Here is a 16,533-nt window from a genome sequence, read left to right as displayed (position 1 = left end):
CGTTGGTCTTATATAGGGACAGTCAAAGGTCCAACTAGATCCCCGACCTGAGTCTAGGATGAAAAACCGTCCACGGTCTGTTTTGAAAAGTCGCAGAATCCCCTAGAATAAGGACATAAGGTTAAACAAGAAACACGGAAACAAAAAAACAAGAAACAAACGAACAAATGACTCAACATTAAAACGAACGAATGGAAAGGGCGGTGAACAACAATTATGAGATTGAATAAGGGAAATGGCTGGGCGATTGTATTGATTGCGCTGGGTGCACTACTCCTCTTCGGAAAGTTAACTCCACTTCTTGGACACTTAATGGGTTATCTGATTCCGGTCCTGATGATTGCACTGGGATACTACGGAGTCAAACGAGGGAATGTGATGCTTGGCTGGATTGTTCTCATCATCGGTATCATCTCACTGATGGGTAAACTGGCATGGTTGATCGGACCGATCATCGCGATCGGGTTAATCATCTTTGGTATCTCAATGCTAAGCAATAATCGCAGTCGTCGTGGTCGGTACTAAGCTTTCACGATTATGAAAAGGAGGGACAGAACATAATGAGTGTATTTCGTCGAATGCGGGATATTACCGTAGCCAATCTGAACGAACATTTGGAGCAAAGTCAGGACCCAGTCAAACTGATTGATCAGTTTCTGGTCTCGACCCGCCAAGACATCGGTGAAGCCGAGAAACTTCGTCATCAATATGCAAGTCATACCAGACAAATGAAACAACAAGCCGATCAGGCAGCAGGTATGGTGAACAAACGCGAAGAACAGGCTTCCATGGCTCTCAAAGCAGGAGAAGAGCATCTCGCTAAGCTGGCCTTGCAGGAGAAAATCCTCCACGAGGAAAAAATGGAACAGTACAATGAATTGTATGCACAAAGTTATGCGGCATTACAGGAGCTGGATGAACAGATCGACCAGTTGAAAGTTGAATATCAGAATGTATACAGCAAACGCCAATATTACTACGCTCGTATGCAGACGATTCAGTTACAACAACGTATGAACCAGAGAGGGAATCACAACGGTCAGAATGTACCTCGTATGTTTAACCGACTGGATGACCAAGTCTCAGATCTCGAATATGAAGCACAAAGTCTCCGGGATATCCGGCGGATGGGTCAAGATGGTTCAGGAGTAACTGGAAGCATGTCATCCTCCACGCTGGATAAGGAACTGGAGCGCTTAAGACAGAAATTGAACAATGACAGAAAGGAGTAGTCACATGAATAAATTATACCGCTCGGCGCGTAATCGAATGCTAACAGGTTTGATCGGCGGCATTTCTGAAAATCTCGGATTGAGCACCACGCTGCTACGTATCATTTTCTTCATCAGTATTTTTGCTACGGGAGGTACTTCATTGTTGATCTACTTCATCGCTGCATTGGTGGTACCCAAGGAATCCAACCACGTTGATCCATATGCTTATGATCCCAACGTAAGAGGATACAAGTAAACGAAAGGAGCAAGAACATGAGCAAATTATACCGCTCAACGCGTGACCGGATGTTAACCGGCTTGTGCGGCGGAATTTCCGAAACCATCGGAATGGATTCCACCCTGCTGCGTATCATCTTTGTTATCAGTATCTTCGTAACTGGCGGCACGTCGTTGTTAATATACTTTATTGCAGCACTGGTGGTACCAAAAGAACCGTATCCGCCTTATGATCCATATGGCTACGGTCAGGGCCCAGGTCCTGGTCCTGGCAGAGGATACAACAACTATGATCATCAGCCACCGAGAGGTCCTTTTCAAAATAATCACAACCAGCAAGGTCCTGGTAACTTCGGTCCCGGCCCTGGATTCAACGGCAGACCTCAATCTGGTCCCCGTTCTTATGACAACAACGCCTACGGAGCAGGTGCACCACAAGAAAGTGAACTTGATTCCATGATGAAAGATATCGAGAAAAAAGCACTGAAAAAAGAAGTTGAAGAGCTTCGCCAAAAATTATCTCGTTACGAGAAGGGAGAAAAGTAAAATGGGAGTATTTAAACGGATTAAGGATATGACGAAAGCATCGGTAAATGATATGTTGGATAAGGTAGAAGATCCGATTGTAATGTTGAACCAGTACTTGCGTGATATGGAGGCTGAGATTCATGAGGCAGAGGTAACTGTTGCTAAACAAATGGCAAATGAGCGCCGCATGAAACAACGTTTGGATGAAGCGGAGCGTACTTCGGTACAACGTGAGTCCCAAGCAGAAGCTGCTCTGTCTAACGGTCAGGAAGAAGTGGCACGCAAATTGTTGGAAGAGAAAATCTACTTTGATCAAAAAATTACGGAGTACAGCGAACTGCATGCACAGTCCGAAGCACAAGCAAAAGATCTGTTGCAACAGTTGCATGATATGAAAGATGAGTTCTACAAAATGCGTAACAAACGTAATGAACTTGTATCCCGTGCACAAATGGCAAAAGCTAAAAAACAAATGTCTTCCATCAACAGCTTGCATTCGATCGAAAGTGGCGGCGCATCACTTGGATTCCACCGCATGGAGGAGAAAATCATGCAGCTGGAAGCTGAAGCTGACGTAGCTCGTGCACCTTATCGCAACACATCATCCACGTACACGAATCCTGTAGATGTGGAAAAACAATTCAAAGTGGATCAGCAATTACAAGCCCTCAAAAACAAAATGGGCAATGGTTCCAAGAATGAAGCGAACGGAACTTCAAAAGAATAACTGTTCGCTTAGTGGACAATATGATATTCTATAAATCGTGTATAATGTACGGTTGGTAGAACAAAAGTTAAGCCATACAGGACTTCATTGCCTGATATGGCTTTTCCGTTGAATAAAGAGAGATTAACTTACAGAGGAGGTGCGGCGGGGATGAATCAAAAGAGTAAATGGCTTGCAGTTGTCATTATGATTATTGGCACAATGATGTTATTGAATGACAATATTAACTTCCTGACCGCTGCCGCACTGATTCTGTTAACGGTTGGAATGCTTCAAGTCCGCAATGGGGATACCCGCAAAGGTCATCGGTATCTTGGCATTGGTGCGGCACTGTTATTGCTGGATAATTTAATGATTGTATTTTTGATTGTACTTGCTTCTTTAGCTTACTTTTATTCGAAAAACAAAAAGATTCATCTGGACGAAGGCGTTATGAAGAAACAGAATTTCATGGCTCGTTACTACTGGGATCAATCATCCTGGACGTTACGTAGTATGAGTCTGTGGCATGCCATAGGTGAGGTTAACGCCGATCTATCTCTTTCGATTCCGGAGGAGAAACAAACGATTGTGCTGCTGCAAGGAGTTATGGGCAATGTTCGCCTTACGCTACCAGAAGATTATGGAGTGGAGATTGAAGCATCGGTTCTTTTCGGCCGGATTAATCTTCTTGGAGAACAAGATAGCGGCATGATGAACAAATTAGTATGGAGAACGCCTGGATATGAATCCAGTGAACATAAAGCAAAATTTGTCATTTCTTATATTGTTGGCGACCTAAGTATCAGTAATCCGTAGTAAAATAGATGAAGAGAAGGAGGAGACCCCGATGAAGACAAAACGACATACCGACATGGTAACCCGAAGTATGGGTGAAGGGATCCTCCTGGTTTTCATTGTGCTCGCTGTTATTTTGTATGTATTGTATACATATGGTTATCTTGCTCCGTTTACAGGTTGGCGGCATCTGATTCAATCCGGGCTGGCTCTATTGCTGCTTCTGATTGGGATTGGTGCGGTCTTTGGGTTCTATCAGAGTTACCGCGTTAAACGCCGGCTCGAACTGCTGCGGGAAACACTTCTACTGTGGGAGAAGGGCTCTCTATCCCGCACTGTACCTGATCTGGGCGATGATGATGTGGGTCGTCTAAGTGAGCAACTCGGACGAATCGGCAAAAAGTGGGAAGATCAGGTATCTTCGCTCCAGCGATTGTCTACTCATAATGCACAGCTTGCTGAACAATCCAGAATTACGGCTATTGTGGAAGAGCGGCAGCGTTTGGCACGGGAACTGCATGATGCGGTATCGCAGCAATTGTTCGCGATATCCATGACAGCAACGGCCGTTGGACGGAAGATGGAGAAGGATTTTGAACGTGCTCAGCGGCAGGTGGCTTTGATTGAGGAAATGGCTTCGGTAGCTCAGTCCGAGATGCGTGCGTTACTGTTACATCTGCGGCCAGTTTATCTGGAGGGTAAACATCTCGAACAAGGTCTACGTGATCTGGTGATGGAACTGAAAACAAAAGTACCTATGGACATTGTGCTCGAAATGGACGAAGACATTGAACTGATCAAAGGCATCGAGAATCATCTGTTTCGAATCGTTCAGGAGGCTATGTCCAATACGTTACGGCATGCAAAAGCAGAAAAAATGGAGATACGGATCCAGCGCCGTACTGATGCGATCCGGGTATTGATTCGTGATGATGGGCAAGGCTTCGATCTGGATGAGAATAAACAAGCTTCCTACGGTCTGGCTAACATGCGTGAACGTGTTACGGAGATTGGCGGGGCTATACAATTTGTAACAGCGCCTGGTAAGGGAACGCGGATTGAGATTACGATACCTTTGATGAACGATGAAAGTGAGGAAGAACATGTCAATGGAACCGGAAGTCGAAACGGAGACGGAAACGTCGATCAAAGTATTGCTCGTGGATGATCATGAGATGGTGCGTATTGGTCTTGCAGCGGTACTGGATACCGAAGATGGAATTGAAGTTGTTGGTGAAGCAGGTAGTGGAGAGGAAGGCATTCGGCTTGCACAGGAGTATAAGCCTGATGTTGTTCTGATGGACCTGGTTATGGAAGGCATGGATGGCATTGAGGCTACTCGTCAGGTACTTAAAATGTATCCAGAGTGCAAAGTCATTGTATTGACCAGTTACTTGGATGATGAAAAAATGTATCCTGTCATTGAAGCAGGTGCATTCAGTTATCTGTTGAAAACATCAAGAGCCAATGAAGTGGCAGATGCGATTCGCGCAGCCGCTCGCGGGCAATCCGTTCTGGAGTCACAGGTCGCTTCGAAAATGATGAATCGATTCCGGCAGCCACAGGCAGCAGCTCCTCTGCATGATGAATTGACGGACCGTGAAATGGATGTGCTCCGGTTGCTCGCCAAAGGTAAATCGAATCAGGACATCGCTGATGATCTGATCATCGGCATTAAGACAGTCAAATTCCATGTCACGAATTTACTGGCAAAATTGGGCGTAGACGACCGTACACAGGCTGCGATCTATGCTTATAAAAATGGACTTGCAGAGTAATAACAAGAATCATATGCGTTAACATCATTAAGCCAAATAACCGTGCATTAAAGTGCGGAAGTTATAGATAAGAGATGATTTATATATAAGTGCGTGTTCAAAAAGGTCGGTTTTCAGTACCAAGAAGATGGGATAAAGCTAGAAATGGAGTAGCGGAGCGTAGATCGAGCTACGTGAGCAACCGCAATGTTTCCGAAGGAAACATTCTTCGTAAGCCCCTACTTATTTCGGCTGAATTCCATAATGATGTTGAGGATGCCGCTAGGCACCCTTCGTAATCAAAAGCGGACTTTTTGAACAACCTCTATAAGTATGAATGGAAAGCTCTGATCTGCCATGCAAGTGGCGGGTGGGGCTTTTTTTTGCTGTGTTCAGAAGAAGTATGGCTAATGTGGGAATGGGGCATGCTGTTGATAGATTCATAGAATGCAAGAATGAACGGGGGATTCAAATGTTAAATCGTTGGATGACAGCAGGTATATTGGCAATGGCTATTATTATTCTTATTGGTGTGACACAGGTATACGCAGAGAAGAACGAACCGAAAGCAGCCCAACTGGAACAGCTAATCTATACTGCTGACAGTGTAATTGATAATGTGGATCGTCTGGTGATTAAATGGCAAGGAGAAGGCAAGGGAGATGCACAAGCACAGGCCGTGTTACTAGCAAGTCACTTGGGACTTGAATCACCGATGCAGGTACGTCAGACGGGCCATAATGTGTACCGCAGTGAGGTGGTTGTAGGTACAGCTAATAGTAGCATAGGCATGTTGGTCAATGTCGTCGAGACAGGAGATAACGGCTACTACGCCATCGTACAAATTTCTGGGGATGCACACACGGATCGGAAGGCATTAATGACAGTACATGAACAGGTGGATCAACTGCTTGTAGACTCAGGGATGAAGGCAACCTGGAATATGTCCGTGCAAGGTACAGCAGTTACTGCTACTGCACATGATGCGAGTCAGCAACTGGAACTGATTGAAGAACAGCTGTCCACAAAGGTGGATATCACCTCCGTTGAACGTTATACGGATGTAGCCAGCGCAAGTGTCTCTTATGAGGCGGCTGAGCTGCCCCTGTCGATCAAGAGTGGCTCGCATATGTTGAATATGCAACTCGCAGTTCACCAGGTTGGTGACGAGGTCGACAATCGAATTACAGTGGGGTTTCCGGTGATTACGATTGAATATTAAGGATGAATTTTTCATGAATTAGGACCCAATATTGAGAATCTTTATCAGAAAAATGAGTTTGAAATAGTGCATCCATTCAGTTGATATGCTAAAATGGCATCACATCCAAGAAGGAACTTGCTGGTAATTGACAGTTGTATGTCGTGCATATATAACACCATTACATAGCTCGGGGAGAGTGTGAAGGTTATCTTCCCGGAAGAAAGAGGAGCCCATGGTTGAAAAACAATTGCAAGATGAAGTACAGACACCAGGCGCAGTATTTTTCATTTTTGGAGCAACGGGTGATTTGGCCCGCCGGAAGCTGTTTCCGGCTATCTACAGTCTTTACCGTGAAGGCAAGCTTGCCGAAGACTTTGCGGTTATTGGCGTAGCACGTCGTCCGAGGTCCCCAGAAGAATTCCGGGAAGACATCTATGAATCCATTAAAGAGTTCTGCCGTTATCCAGCGGGGGAACCTGATGAGTGGAACGCTTTTGTCGATCATTTTGAATACAAAGCACTGGATATCAATAATGTGGACGGATTCAAAGAGCTGCGTGCGCAGACGGAGCATCTGGAATCAAAGTTTAACACGCCGGGGAACCGGCTGTTCTATCTGGCACTGGCACCTGAGCTGTTTGGCAGTGTCTCGTACAGTTTGCGGGACGGCGGTATGCTGGAAAGTCAGGGTTGGAACCGTTTGGTGATCGAAAAACCATTTGGTTATGATCTGCAATCGGCCGAACATCTGAATGAGCAGATTCGTGAGGTATTCCGTGAAGAGGAAATCTACCGGATTGATCATTATCTGGGCAAGGAAATGGTGCAAAATATCGAAGTGATCCGCTTCGGAAATGCTTTTTTTGAACCGCTCTGGAACAACAAACATATTGCCAACGTTCAGATTACGCTTGGTGAGACCGTCGGCGTAGAAGAACGTGGTGGTTATTATGATCACTCCGGTGCACTGCGTGACATGGGGCAGAATCATATGCTTCAGATGTTAACGATGATTGCGATGGAGCCGCCGAGTCGCCTATTCCCGGAAGACATTCGGGATGAGAAGGTGAAGGTATTGCGTTCATTGCGGGCCTTTACTTCGGATGAGGAAGTGAGCAACAACGTTGTGCGGGGACAGTATTCCGAAGGGGAATACCGTGGCAAGCAGCTTCCGGGGTATCGTCAGGAAGACAAGGTTGATCCGCAGTCGAATACGGAGACGTATTTTGCCGCACGTGTATTTGTTGATAATTTCCGCTGGGCGGGTGTTCCATTCTACATTCGGACAGGCAAGCGTCTACCGGTGAAAACGACCGAGATCGTAGTGGAGTTCAAGTCGATGCCAAACAACGTGTACCTTGGGAAAAAGTATAAATTGGAACCGAATCTGCTAGTCATTCGGGTAAATCCAATGGAAGGCATATATATCAAAATCAATGCCAAGAAACCAGGCTCGGATTCCGAGATTCAGCCACTTGCGATGGATTTCTGCCAGAGCTGCATGATAGGAATCAACTCGCCTGAAGCGTATGAACGTCTGCTGCACGATGCGGCAGAGGGGGATTCTACGTACTTTACCCGTTGGGATGAAGTGGCAACAGCCTGGTCTTTTGTGGATCGGATCGCAGCAGCCTGGGGACAGAATCAGGGAGAACTTCATACGTACCCTGCTGGAACATGGGGGCCAGAAGCGACAGATAAGCTGCTGGAGCAGGACGGATTCCACTGGTGGCCGGTGAATGGTCAGGACGAGGACAGCGTGATCTGGCAAGTGAATGGTTAGGGTAAGGGCATTAACAATGGTAATAAGAACATACACAACATGACTGAGCCTGGGGAAATCGCAAATTTTGCGGTGTACCCAGGCTTTTTAGTGGAGGAAAAGGTAGGTATCCATCATAAGGAAATAAGTAATTTAAATTAAGTTGTTGACAAAAAGTAAGTATGTAACTTATACTCAACACATGAGTTAAAGAGTTACGCAAATGACAAACTTTATTCGGGCAAACATTTCGGATAAGTTATCATTCATGAGATAAAATGTAAACCAGTTGAAGGGGTTTGCGTCACAGAGAATCATGAAGAAAAAATGTGCATAATATCTTTAATCTAAGAATACTATTTTGTATATATCGAATGGAGGAAAAAGAAAATGATGTTGGATGTAGGGTTGTTGTTGATTCGTTTGGTGATTGGATTGTCGTTCATGGCGCACGGGGCTCAAAAGCTGTTTGGTTGGTTCGGAGGGTACGGGATCAAGGGTACAGGCGGCTGGTTTGAGTCGATGGGCATGAAACCCGGTGCATTGGTGGCGTTACTGGCTGGACTCGCGGAATTCGGTGGCGGATTGCTGCTGGCTGTGGGTCTGCTCACACCGGTAGGTGGCATTCTGATTGCATTGACGATGGTCATTGCGATTGTGAAAGTGCATGGTGCGAACGGTTACTGGTCCACACAGAACGGATTCGAATATAATCTCGCGATTCTGGTGATTGGTGTAGCGCTGGCCCTTACGGGTGGCGGACAATACGCACTGGATGCATTGATTTTCTAAATCCGATAAATAAAAATGAATGAGGAGTGCCTGGATGCCATGGAAATGGCTGAAGGGTGCTTTTTTTTGCAAGTGAAAAGAGAAGAATCTGCTGTAGTAATCGGTTATTTTCGGTACAGATTATGGTACAATAGGAGAGTTGGGTTAAGAAGAAGTTCACGGTATGCATGAAAGCACAGATTTGAGGAGGATGAACTCCATTGTAAATGTGTAAAATTAATCTAGTGTGTAAATACATCGTATGTAAAATGATCAGTGTACAATCAACCGGCCTCGCCGGATTGCATAAAGATTGAATGATGGACCGGCCATGCCGGATTAACGTGAATGAACGGACGAAAGGGATTAAACCTATGAGCAAAGCTGCAAATGAAATTCTTCAACAGGAAGTGGACAAACGCCGGACGTTTGCCATTATCTCTCACCCGGATGCGGGTAAAACGACATTAACCGAGAAACTGTTGCTGTTCGGGGGCGCGATTCGCCTTGCGGGAACGGTAAAGGCTCGGAAAGCCAGCAAACACGCAACAAGTGACTGGATGGAAATTGAGAAACAACGGGGGATCTCGGTTACCTCTTCCGTAATGCAATTTGATTATCTGGATCATCGCGTCAACATTTTGGATACACCGGGTCACCAGGACTTCAGTGAAGATACGTATCGTACACTGACGGCTGCCGATAGCGCAGTAATGTTGATTGACGTGGCAAAAGGTGTCGAGGCACAAACGATCAAGTTGTTTCAGGTATGTGCGAAGCGTGGCATTCCAATTTTTACGTTTATCAACAAACTCGACCGTGAGGGTAAAAGCCCATTTGATCTGATGGAAGAACTTGAAAATGTACTGGGTATTCGTTCGGTTCCGATGAACTGGCCTATTGGTACAGGTCGCGAACTGTGCGGTGTCTATGACCGGATGAAAAATCAGGTGGAGTTGTTCCAAGGGGACGATCACTCGACGATTAAAGTGCAAAAGGTAGATGGCTACAAAGATCCGATTATCCGTGAGATGGCAGGAGAATACCTGCATGATCAATTGTGTCAGGATCTGGAGTTGCTGGATATTGCGGGCGACCAATTCGACATGGAGAAAGTTCAACGCGGCGAATTGACACCTATTTTCTTCGGTAGTGCGATCAACAATTTCGGCGTACAGACTTTCCTGGAGAACTTCCTGGAACTGGCACCGAAGCCTGAACCACGTCGCAGTACGGCAGGAGAGATTCAGCCAACGAATGAGAAATTCAGCGGTTATGTGTTCAAGATTCAGGCAAACATGAACCCGGCACACCGGGATCGTATTGCGTTCCTGCGTATTGTGTCAGGCAAGTTCCAACGTGGAATGAGTGTAAAGCATACTCGTGTGGGCAAAGAAATCAAGCTGTCACAGCCACAGCAATTCCTGGCACAAGACCGGGATATTGTTGAAGAGGCATATGCTGGCGATATTATCGGTTTGTTCGATCCGGGTATCTTCCGGATTGGCGATTCACTGAGCCAAGGCAGCGAGATTGTCTTTGAGGAGTTGCCAACGTTCTCACCAGAGATTTTCGCCAAAGTTACTGTGAAAAATGCATTGAAACATAAACAGTACCAAAAAGGAATTGATCAGTTGACGGAGGAAGGAACCATTCAGGTGTTCCAGACGGCAAGTTTCGACGAGACAATCCTCGGCGTAATTGGTCAACTTCAGTTCGAGGTATTTGAGTACCGGATGAAAGGCGAGTATGGGGTAGACGTGCAATTGCAGCGCATGCCTTATCAGTTCGCTCGCTGGATTGTGGACGAGAATCTGGACCCAAGCAAATTCCGGATTAACTCTGCGCTTGTAAAAGATAAAAAAGGGAATTATGTAGTGCTCTTCGAAAATGAGTACGCCATGAGAACGGCTATGGATAAAAATCCTACAGCTCAATTCCTGGAGACTGCGCCTTAAGTGAAGACGGAAGTCTTTCGTGGATATTGTTAAAAGGTTAGTTAAACGCGACAAGTTCATGTGATGAGATAGAGCTTGTTATAAATAAGATCCCTCCGCCAATTGGCGGAGGGATCTATTGCTATACACCTTACTTGGAGGCGGGTATAACCAGCCGAATAAGGGAAAGCTTTCTTTTGCAGACAGAACAAACGGTTTGATGGTTACCTTACCCTTCAATGCTTCGATTAACGAAGCGGTTGAACGGGAATGGTGTGCAGATGCTCCTGCGCGATTTGAATGAGTTCTTCCTGCTTGGCAGGTTCTGTGTTCTTCCAGATCATCTCGAAAATGGCGCCAAGTCCAGGTAAAGCAGCTTCCGGTCCATCTACTGAACCTTCAATCATCTCCCGGAGCTGATCATCACTCTTGTCATGAACTTTATGAACAATCGCTTCACGCAGGCTTAATGTAATGGGCATCGCAATTCCCTCCTCGTATATTCGGCTGCTCTTATACTGTTCCCTGGGAAGCGCGAGCGCATTCAAGTTTATCGGGCTTTGTGGTATACTACGAAGGATTATTTACGTTAGCATGGGTATCCGTAATGATGCTTCATGCTGAAGTGCAGCGGGAGGTTAAGACCCTAATGGCCAAGAAACAGTATGCCGTAATTGGTATGGGACGTTTCGGATCAAGTGTTGCCAATGCACTGAGCGGTATGGGATTCGATGTGCTGGCAATTGATGCGGACGAGCAGAGGACTCAGGAAATGTCCAATGTGGTGACCCATGCGGTATCGGCAGATTCAACAGATGAAGAAGCGCTGCGTGCGCTGGGCATACGGAATTTCGACGTTGTCGTTGTGGCGATTGGTGAAGATATACAGGCGAGCATTCTGACAACCCTGATATTGAAAGATATGGGTGTACCGGTGCTGATCGTAAAAGCTCAAAATGAGCTTCATGGTAAGGTGCTGCAAAAGATTGGTGCAGACAAAGTCATCTATCCTGAGCGGGATATGGGACTGCGCGTAGCCCATCATCTGACCTCGCCTAATATACTGGATTACATCGAGTTATCTGAGGATTACAGCATTCTGGAGATGAGAGCTTCCGAGCAGATGATCGGCAAAAACCTGATGGAATTAAACATCCGTGCACGTTTTGGTTGTAACGTGATGGCGATTCGCAGTGGGAATTCGATGAACATCTCGCCGTACGCTGAGGACCGGATCGAAGCTGGAGATGTGCTGATCATTGTAGGTCACAAGGATCATTTGACGAAAATGGAGCTTGCGTATCCGAAGTGATGGATGCAGATGGGAAGGATGGAAAGATGGATATTGTATCACCGCAAAATACACGTGTAAAAGAATGGGCACAGTTGCTGGAGAAAAAGCATCGTACCCGTCAACATAAATATATCATTGAGGGCATTCATCTGCTCCAGGAAGCAATGCGCGCTGGAGCGGATCTGGAGTGTATTGTGTACGACGGAGAGCAAGGCGTACCTAGCGAACTGGCCGGGCTTGAGAATCCGCTACAGCGTGTGGAGTGGGTTAGTGTATCTCCTGCGGTTATCGCCAAATGTACGGATACGATGACGCCACAGCCTGTATTCGCAATTGTGCGTAAAGGCAGTGAGCCACTGGAAAGCCTAATTACCGGAGCACGGGGGCTTGTTGTGGTACTGGACGGAGTGCAAGACCCGGGTAATGTGGGGACGATCATCCGTAGTGCGGATGCCGCTGGGGCCGCTGGGGTTGTACTTGGCGCGGGCAGTGCTGATGTATATAACCCGAAGACGATTCGCTCGACGATGGGGTCATTGTTTCATTTGCCCATTGTGGAGGGCCAGTTGGAATCGGTGCTTCCCGAAGCGAAGGCAGCGGGCGTGAAGCTGGTAAGTACTTCTTTGCAGGCAGAGCATTCATGTTATAGTTATGATTTTACGCAGTCGGTATGGCTTGTCATTGGTAACGAAGGCAAGGGTATCTCGGATGCTACGGCACGCTTGGTGGATGATGCAATTACGATCCCAATGCAAGGCAAGGCGGAGTCGCTTAATGCGGCAATGGCTGCGACGATTTTGTTATTTGAGGCGATGAGACAGCGGATGAGATAGGTAGTAATATAGCTCACATTTTGTGAAAAATGTATGAAGACTGGATACTGGTTGAAGATTGATTAAACCAATTCCAGTCTTTTTTAATTCTTATCTAAGTGCGTTCGAAGCATATTCTTTAAACAAATAATTCTTTACTGTTCGTTCTAGAAATGATATGCTAACAGCAAGTTAGTTCTAACTGTTTTTTTTGCACAATAAAGAACGATCGTTCTCAAAACTGAAATTACACTAATCTAAAGAATATGAGGGAGAGAATGAGATGAAATACACCGTAATTACAGGAGCAAGTTCAGGGATTGGATATGAAACGGCATTGGCATTTGCAGCACGGGGCAAACACTTGATTTTGGTAGCTAGAAGATTAGATAAGCTTGAAGAGCTTAAATCGACTATTCAGGGTATCGATCCTAATGTGAGTGTTATCGTTCACACAAGTGACCTGTCTGTTAGCGCAGAGGCGTACACGCTATATAACGATTTGAAGGAATATGAAATTGAGACTTGGATCAACAATGCAGGGCTTGGAGAAGGCTCGTTCATTGCTGAACAGAATTTGGATAAAGTGGAGACCATGCTGCGTGTTAACATCGAATCGTTGACCATCCTTTCTACACTGTATGTGCGAGATTATGCGAATGTCGAAGGGACACAATTGATTAACGTCTCATCCGCACTTGGATATGCCATTGCTGTAGGCAGTGTTGCTTACTCTGCATCAAAATACTATGTAAGTGCCTTCACCGAAGGTCTTGCCAGTGAACTGGATCTGAAAGGTGCAAAACTAAAAGCGAAGATCCTGGCACCAGCGATCACGGAAACAGAATTTGTTCAAAAATCAATAGATGCTGAAGGATTTGATTACAAAGCGAATATGTCCAAATATCATACTGCTAAAGAAATGGCAGGCTTCATGATCGATCTGTATGACCACAACGAAGTGGTTGTAGGGATTGTAGATCAGAACTATGATTTTCAACTGACAGGTGCAATCTACCCGGTGATTTCAGAATTGAATTAATACAGAAGCATCCACGAATACATCTTTCACCAAATTTCAAATAAGAAGAGGAGTACATCCAATTGAAAAAGATATGGAGTAAAACAAAGGTTGGCAACATGGAATTGCCTCATCGACTAGCGATGGCCCCTATGACACGCAGTCGGGCGCAAGAAGATGGTACACCTGGAGAGTTGGCGGCACTTTATTATGCTCAGCGTGCGACGATGGGACTTCTGATTACGGAAGGTACACAACCTTCCGATGATGGACAGGGATACTTGTGGTCACCTGGCATCTACACCGATAAGCATATTGAAGGATGGAAAAAGGTAACGGATGCGGTGCATGAAGCTGGCGGATATGTTTATATCCAATTAATGCATGCAGGTCGCATGTCACATCCGGATAATACCCCGCATCATCGCCAACCGGTTGCTCCATCTGCAATCGCACCGGGTGTAGAAATGTTTACGGCTACAGGGATGCAGGATATCCCCGTTCCCCGGGAATTGAGTCAGGAGGATATTCAAACGACCATTGCCGATTTCCGAAAAGCAGCTGCCGCAGCGATCGAAGCAGGGGCGGATGGCATTGAGATTCATGGGGCCAACGGATACTTGATCAATCAATTCTTGGGAGAAAATTCAAATACACGGACAGATGAGTATGGCGGGTCTATTGAAAATCGTGCTCGCTTTGCGATTGAAGTAACGAAAGCCATCGTGGAGGAAATAGGTGCAGAACGAACTGGCTTCCGAATTTCGCCTGGGACACCACTGGGCGGTATTCAGGATGGTGAACAAGGTCCTGAACTCTATCGCTACCTTTTAAAAGAATTAGCTCAATTGGATCTGGCGTACCTTCACATCATGCATCTTGGAGACGAGGACCTGCTGCAAGACATTCGTTTAATTTGGCAGAATCCATTGTTGGTCAACCGGTCCGGAAGAACGTTAGAAGATCTCAGTGCAGATCTAGATCGTGGTCTCGCTGATCTGGTACCGGTTGGTGTATGGTCTTTGGCCAATCCGGATTTGGTGGAACGTCTTCAACAAGGTGCATCACTGAATGAAGCAGATCCTGCAACCTTCTTTGGCGTGGGAAGTAAGGGCTACACGGATTATCCTACGTTGGAAGAATTAAAGTCGCTAGAGGGGCAACACTAGCACCAACCATGGAGCATGGCGTACAACTGAACATTGCGCGCCATGTTCCTACATAAGTTGAACTAATCATTTACACGATAACGTAGAGGACAGAAAGAACCTGAAAAAGCGAAGCTACAAGCTTTCTGAAAGAAAGCTACTTCGGAAGCATACACCTCGCCTTTATCACCGGATTTTCCCTTTAGAAAGGGGATCAAAAAAATCTGGGGATAACAGCGATTGGAGGGTTGTTCTGTCATCGTAGTATCAGTGTAAATAATCTTTAGTTCAACTTATATAGTCTATAAGCAAAGGAAGAGGATAAATGATGAAAGCAGCTCAAATACAGAAATACTCCAAAAAAATCCAAGTGGAGATCAATAATATCGAGATACCTCAGATTCAGAGCCATGAGGTCCTTGTCAGAGTAAAAGCAGCGGGTGTAAATCCGCTGGATATCTTGAATATGAATGGCAGTGTTCGGATGATTGCCGACTATGCGTTACCTTTAACTTTAGGGAATGAACTATCCGGTGTCATTGAAGCCGTCGGTGATGATGTTTTGAAATTTAAAGTGGGAGATTCAGTCTACACAAGGTTACCTCTGAATAAAATTGGTGCTTTTGCTGAATATGCATCTGTACATGAGGATGCTTTATCCATTATGCCTGAAAATCTGTCCTTTATTGAAGCTGCGGCGGTACCCCTTACTGCCCTGACCGCGTATCAAGCATTGCATGATGTACTCCGAGCTGAACCGAATAAAAAGTTGTTTATTCCTGGCGGAACTGGTGGATTCGGTGCGATGGCCATCCCGATTGCCAAGTCCATGGGATTAACAGTGATTACAAGTGGAAGCGAAAGAGGCAGAGCACGTGCACTATCTATTGGAGCAGATCAATTCATTGATTATAAAACTCAACATTATGCTGACATTCTGTCCGATATCGATTATGTAATTGACACTTTGGGCGCGGATGAGATCAAAGCTGAACTGAGCATTTTGAAACCACAGGGCAAGTTAGTCTCTTTGAAGGCAGGACCCAATTATCGCTTTGCAGTGGACAGTCAATTCCCGTTGTGGAAAAGAGCATTATTTGGTCTCGTAGGTGCACGCCTGGATTCTTTAGCGCGTAAGAATCAAAATGAATATCGTTTTTTATTCGTGCACTCCAGTGGAGCTCAATTGCAAGAAATCACAGCTCTTGTGGAAAAAGAAGACATTAAACCTTCGATCGATTCTACGTATACGTTTGATGATATTGAAAAGGCATTGATTAAAGTCTCCACGGGTCACTCGCAGGGCAAAGTCATTGTTACCTTTTAAAGGCTCGTTAAGATGAT

18 protein-coding genes are annotated in these 16,533 nt (G+C 45.6%); 17 read left to right on the top strand and 1 reads right to left on the bottom strand.

The features are described from left to right. Positions 1-216 precede the first annotated feature (216 nt). From MHB85_RS26195 to MHB85_RS26140, 12 genes are all read left to right on the top strand, one after another. Complete coding sequence (locus MHB85_RS26195; RefSeq protein ID WP_017692311.1) at positions 217-525, top strand: LiaF transmembrane domain-containing protein; 309 nt, start codon at positions 217-219, stop codon at positions 523-525. 35 nt (positions 526-560) lie between these two features. Beyond that, entirely contained in the window at positions 561-1,232 is a 672-nt protein-coding gene (locus MHB85_RS26190) for a PspA/IM30 family protein (protein ID WP_062838036.1), read from the top strand. A gap of 4 nt (positions 1,233-1,236) precedes the next feature. Beyond that, a complete protein-coding gene (locus MHB85_RS26185) occupies positions 1,237-1,470 on the top strand; it encodes a PspC domain-containing protein (RefSeq protein ID WP_091020938.1) in 234 nt (77 codons plus the stop codon). 17 nt (positions 1,471-1,487) lie between these two features. After that, positions 1,488-1,997: a PspC domain-containing protein gene (locus MHB85_RS26180; RefSeq protein WP_091020937.1), complete on the top strand. Its 510-nt coding sequence runs from the start codon at positions 1,488-1,490 to the stop codon at positions 1,995-1,997. A 1-nt stretch (position 1,998) separates the two neighbouring features. Beyond that, entirely contained in the window at positions 1,999-2,706 is a 708-nt protein-coding gene (locus MHB85_RS26175; RefSeq protein WP_017692315.1) for a PspA/IM30 family protein, read from the top strand. Between the two features lie 150 nt (positions 2,707-2,856). After that, positions 2,857-3,504: a cell wall-active antibiotics response protein LiaF gene (gene liaF, locus MHB85_RS26170; protein ID WP_091020935.1), complete on the top strand. Its 648-nt coding sequence runs from the start codon at positions 2,857-2,859 to the stop codon at positions 3,502-3,504. 31 nt (positions 3,505-3,535) lie between these two features. Continuing rightward, the gene (locus tag MHB85_RS26165) at positions 3,536-4,651 is read left to right on the top strand and encodes a sensor histidine kinase (RefSeq protein WP_192135845.1); all 1,116 of its coding nucleotides are present in this window, start codon (positions 3,536-3,538) and stop codon (positions 4,649-4,651) included. Continuing rightward, positions 4,593-5,261: a response regulator transcription factor gene (locus MHB85_RS26160; RefSeq protein ID WP_091020933.1), complete on the top strand. Its 669-nt coding sequence runs from the start codon at positions 4,593-4,595 to the stop codon at positions 5,259-5,261. The genes MHB85_RS26165 and MHB85_RS26160 overlap by 59 nt, the downstream gene beginning before the upstream one ends. A 451-nt stretch (positions 5,262-5,712) precedes the next feature. Beyond that, positions 5,713-6,462: a YwmB family TATA-box binding protein gene (locus MHB85_RS26155; RefSeq protein ID WP_192135847.1), complete on the top strand. Its 750-nt coding sequence runs from the start codon at positions 5,713-5,715 to the stop codon at positions 6,460-6,462. Positions 6,463-6,676: 214 nt separating this feature from the next. Next, positions 6,677-8,227, top strand: coding sequence for a glucose-6-phosphate dehydrogenase (zwf, locus tag MHB85_RS26150; RefSeq protein WP_341008866.1), 1,551 nt, complete (start codon positions 6,677-6,679; stop codon positions 8,225-8,227). Positions 8,228-8,599: 372 nt separating this feature from the next. Continuing rightward, the gene (locus MHB85_RS26145) at positions 8,600-8,998 is read left to right on the top strand and encodes a DoxX family protein (RefSeq protein ID WP_341074280.1); all 399 of its coding nucleotides are present in this window, start codon (positions 8,600-8,602) and stop codon (positions 8,996-8,998) included. Positions 8,999-9,351: 353 nt separating this feature from the next. Next, the gene (locus tag MHB85_RS26140) at positions 9,352-10,935 is read left to right on the top strand and encodes a peptide chain release factor 3 (protein WP_047841330.1); all 1,584 of its coding nucleotides are present in this window, start codon (positions 9,352-9,354) and stop codon (positions 10,933-10,935) included. 227 nt (positions 10,936-11,162) lie between these two features. On the opposite strand, the gene sspI is transcribed toward MHB85_RS26140, so the two are convergent. After that, complete coding sequence (gene sspI / locus MHB85_RS26135; protein WP_036673259.1) at positions 11,163-11,396, bottom strand: small acid-soluble spore protein SspI; 234 nt, start codon at positions 11,394-11,396, stop codon at positions 11,163-11,165. A 128-nt stretch (positions 11,397-11,524) separates the two neighbouring features. On the opposite strand from sspI, the gene MHB85_RS26130 reads away from it, so the two are divergent. From MHB85_RS26130 to MHB85_RS26110, 5 genes are all read left to right on the top strand, one after another. Further along, positions 11,525-12,226: a potassium channel family protein gene (locus MHB85_RS26130; RefSeq protein ID WP_341074279.1), complete on the top strand. Its 702-nt coding sequence runs from the start codon at positions 11,525-11,527 to the stop codon at positions 12,224-12,226. A 26-nt stretch (positions 12,227-12,252) separates the two neighbouring features. Next, positions 12,253-13,041, top strand: coding sequence for a TrmH family RNA methyltransferase (locus MHB85_RS26125; RefSeq protein WP_341073940.1), 789 nt, complete (start codon positions 12,253-12,255; stop codon positions 13,039-13,041). 262 nt (positions 13,042-13,303) lie between these two features. Continuing rightward, on the top strand, positions 13,304-14,062 hold the full coding sequence (locus MHB85_RS26120) for an SDR family NAD(P)-dependent oxidoreductase (protein ID WP_341073937.1): 759 nt from the start codon (positions 13,304-13,306) through the stop codon (positions 14,060-14,062). Between the two features lie 62 nt (positions 14,063-14,124). Then, a complete protein-coding gene (locus MHB85_RS26115) occupies positions 14,125-15,210 on the top strand; it encodes an alkene reductase (RefSeq protein ID WP_341073936.1) in 1,086 nt (361 codons plus the stop codon). Positions 15,211-15,517: 307 nt separating this feature from the next. Then, on the top strand, positions 15,518-16,516 hold the full coding sequence (locus MHB85_RS26110) for an NADP-dependent oxidoreductase (RefSeq protein WP_341073935.1): 999 nt from the start codon (positions 15,518-15,520) through the stop codon (positions 16,514-16,516). The last annotated feature ends 17 nt before the right edge of the window (positions 16,517-16,533 follow it).

Origin of the sequence: Paenibacillus sp. FSL K6-4396, assembly GCF_038002525.1 — a bacterium.
Taxonomy (GTDB): domain Bacteria; phylum Bacillota; class Bacilli; order Paenibacillales; family Paenibacillaceae; genus Paenibacillus; species Paenibacillus amylolyticus_B.
This window is presented reverse-complemented; position numbering and strand designations above follow the sequence as displayed.

Coding starts and splice junctions, on each gene's coding strand:
- MHB85_RS26180 (WP_091020937.1), top strand. CDS start 1,488: ATGAGCAAATTATACCGCTCAACGCGTGACCGGATGTTAACCGGCTTG.
- MHB85_RS26155 (WP_192135847.1), top strand. CDS start 5,713: ATGTTAAATCGTTGGATGACAGCAGGTATATTGGCAATGGCTATTATT.
- sspI (WP_036673259.1), bottom strand. CDS start 11,396: ATGCCCATTACATTAAGCCTGCGTGAAGCGATTGTTCATAAAGTTCAT.
- MHB85_RS26185 (WP_091020938.1), top strand. CDS start 1,237: ATGAATAAATTATACCGCTCGGCGCGTAATCGAATGCTAACAGGTTTG.
- MHB85_RS26140 (WP_047841330.1), top strand. CDS start 9,352: ATGAGCAAAGCTGCAAATGAAATTCTTCAACAGGAAGTGGACAAACGC.
- MHB85_RS26195 (WP_017692311.1), top strand. CDS start 217: ATGAGATTGAATAAGGGAAATGGCTGGGCGATTGTATTGATTGCGCTG.
- zwf (WP_341008866.1), top strand. CDS start 6,677: ATGGTTGAAAAACAATTGCAAGATGAAGTACAGACACCAGGCGCAGTA.
- MHB85_RS26125 (WP_341073940.1), top strand. CDS start 12,253: ATGGATATTGTATCACCGCAAAATACACGTGTAAAAGAATGGGCACAG.
- MHB85_RS26160 (WP_091020933.1), top strand. CDS start 4,593: ATGGAACCGGAAGTCGAAACGGAGACGGAAACGTCGATCAAAGTATTG.
- MHB85_RS26145 (WP_341074280.1), top strand. CDS start 8,600: ATGTTGGATGTAGGGTTGTTGTTGATTCGTTTGGTGATTGGATTGTCG.
- MHB85_RS26120 (WP_341073937.1), top strand. CDS start 13,304: ATGAAATACACCGTAATTACAGGAGCAAGTTCAGGGATTGGATATGAA.
- MHB85_RS26175 (WP_017692315.1), top strand. CDS start 1,999: ATGGGAGTATTTAAACGGATTAAGGATATGACGAAAGCATCGGTAAAT.
- MHB85_RS26110 (WP_341073935.1), top strand. CDS start 15,518: ATGAAAGCAGCTCAAATACAGAAATACTCCAAAAAAATCCAAGTGGAG.
- MHB85_RS26165 (WP_192135845.1), top strand. CDS start 3,536: ATGAAGACAAAACGACATACCGACATGGTAACCCGAAGTATGGGTGAA.
- liaF (WP_091020935.1), top strand. CDS start 2,857: ATGAATCAAAAGAGTAAATGGCTTGCAGTTGTCATTATGATTATTGGC.
- MHB85_RS26130 (WP_341074279.1), top strand. CDS start 11,525: ATGCTTCATGCTGAAGTGCAGCGGGAGGTTAAGACCCTAATGGCCAAG.
- MHB85_RS26190 (WP_062838036.1), top strand. CDS start 561: ATGAGTGTATTTCGTCGAATGCGGGATATTACCGTAGCCAATCTGAAC.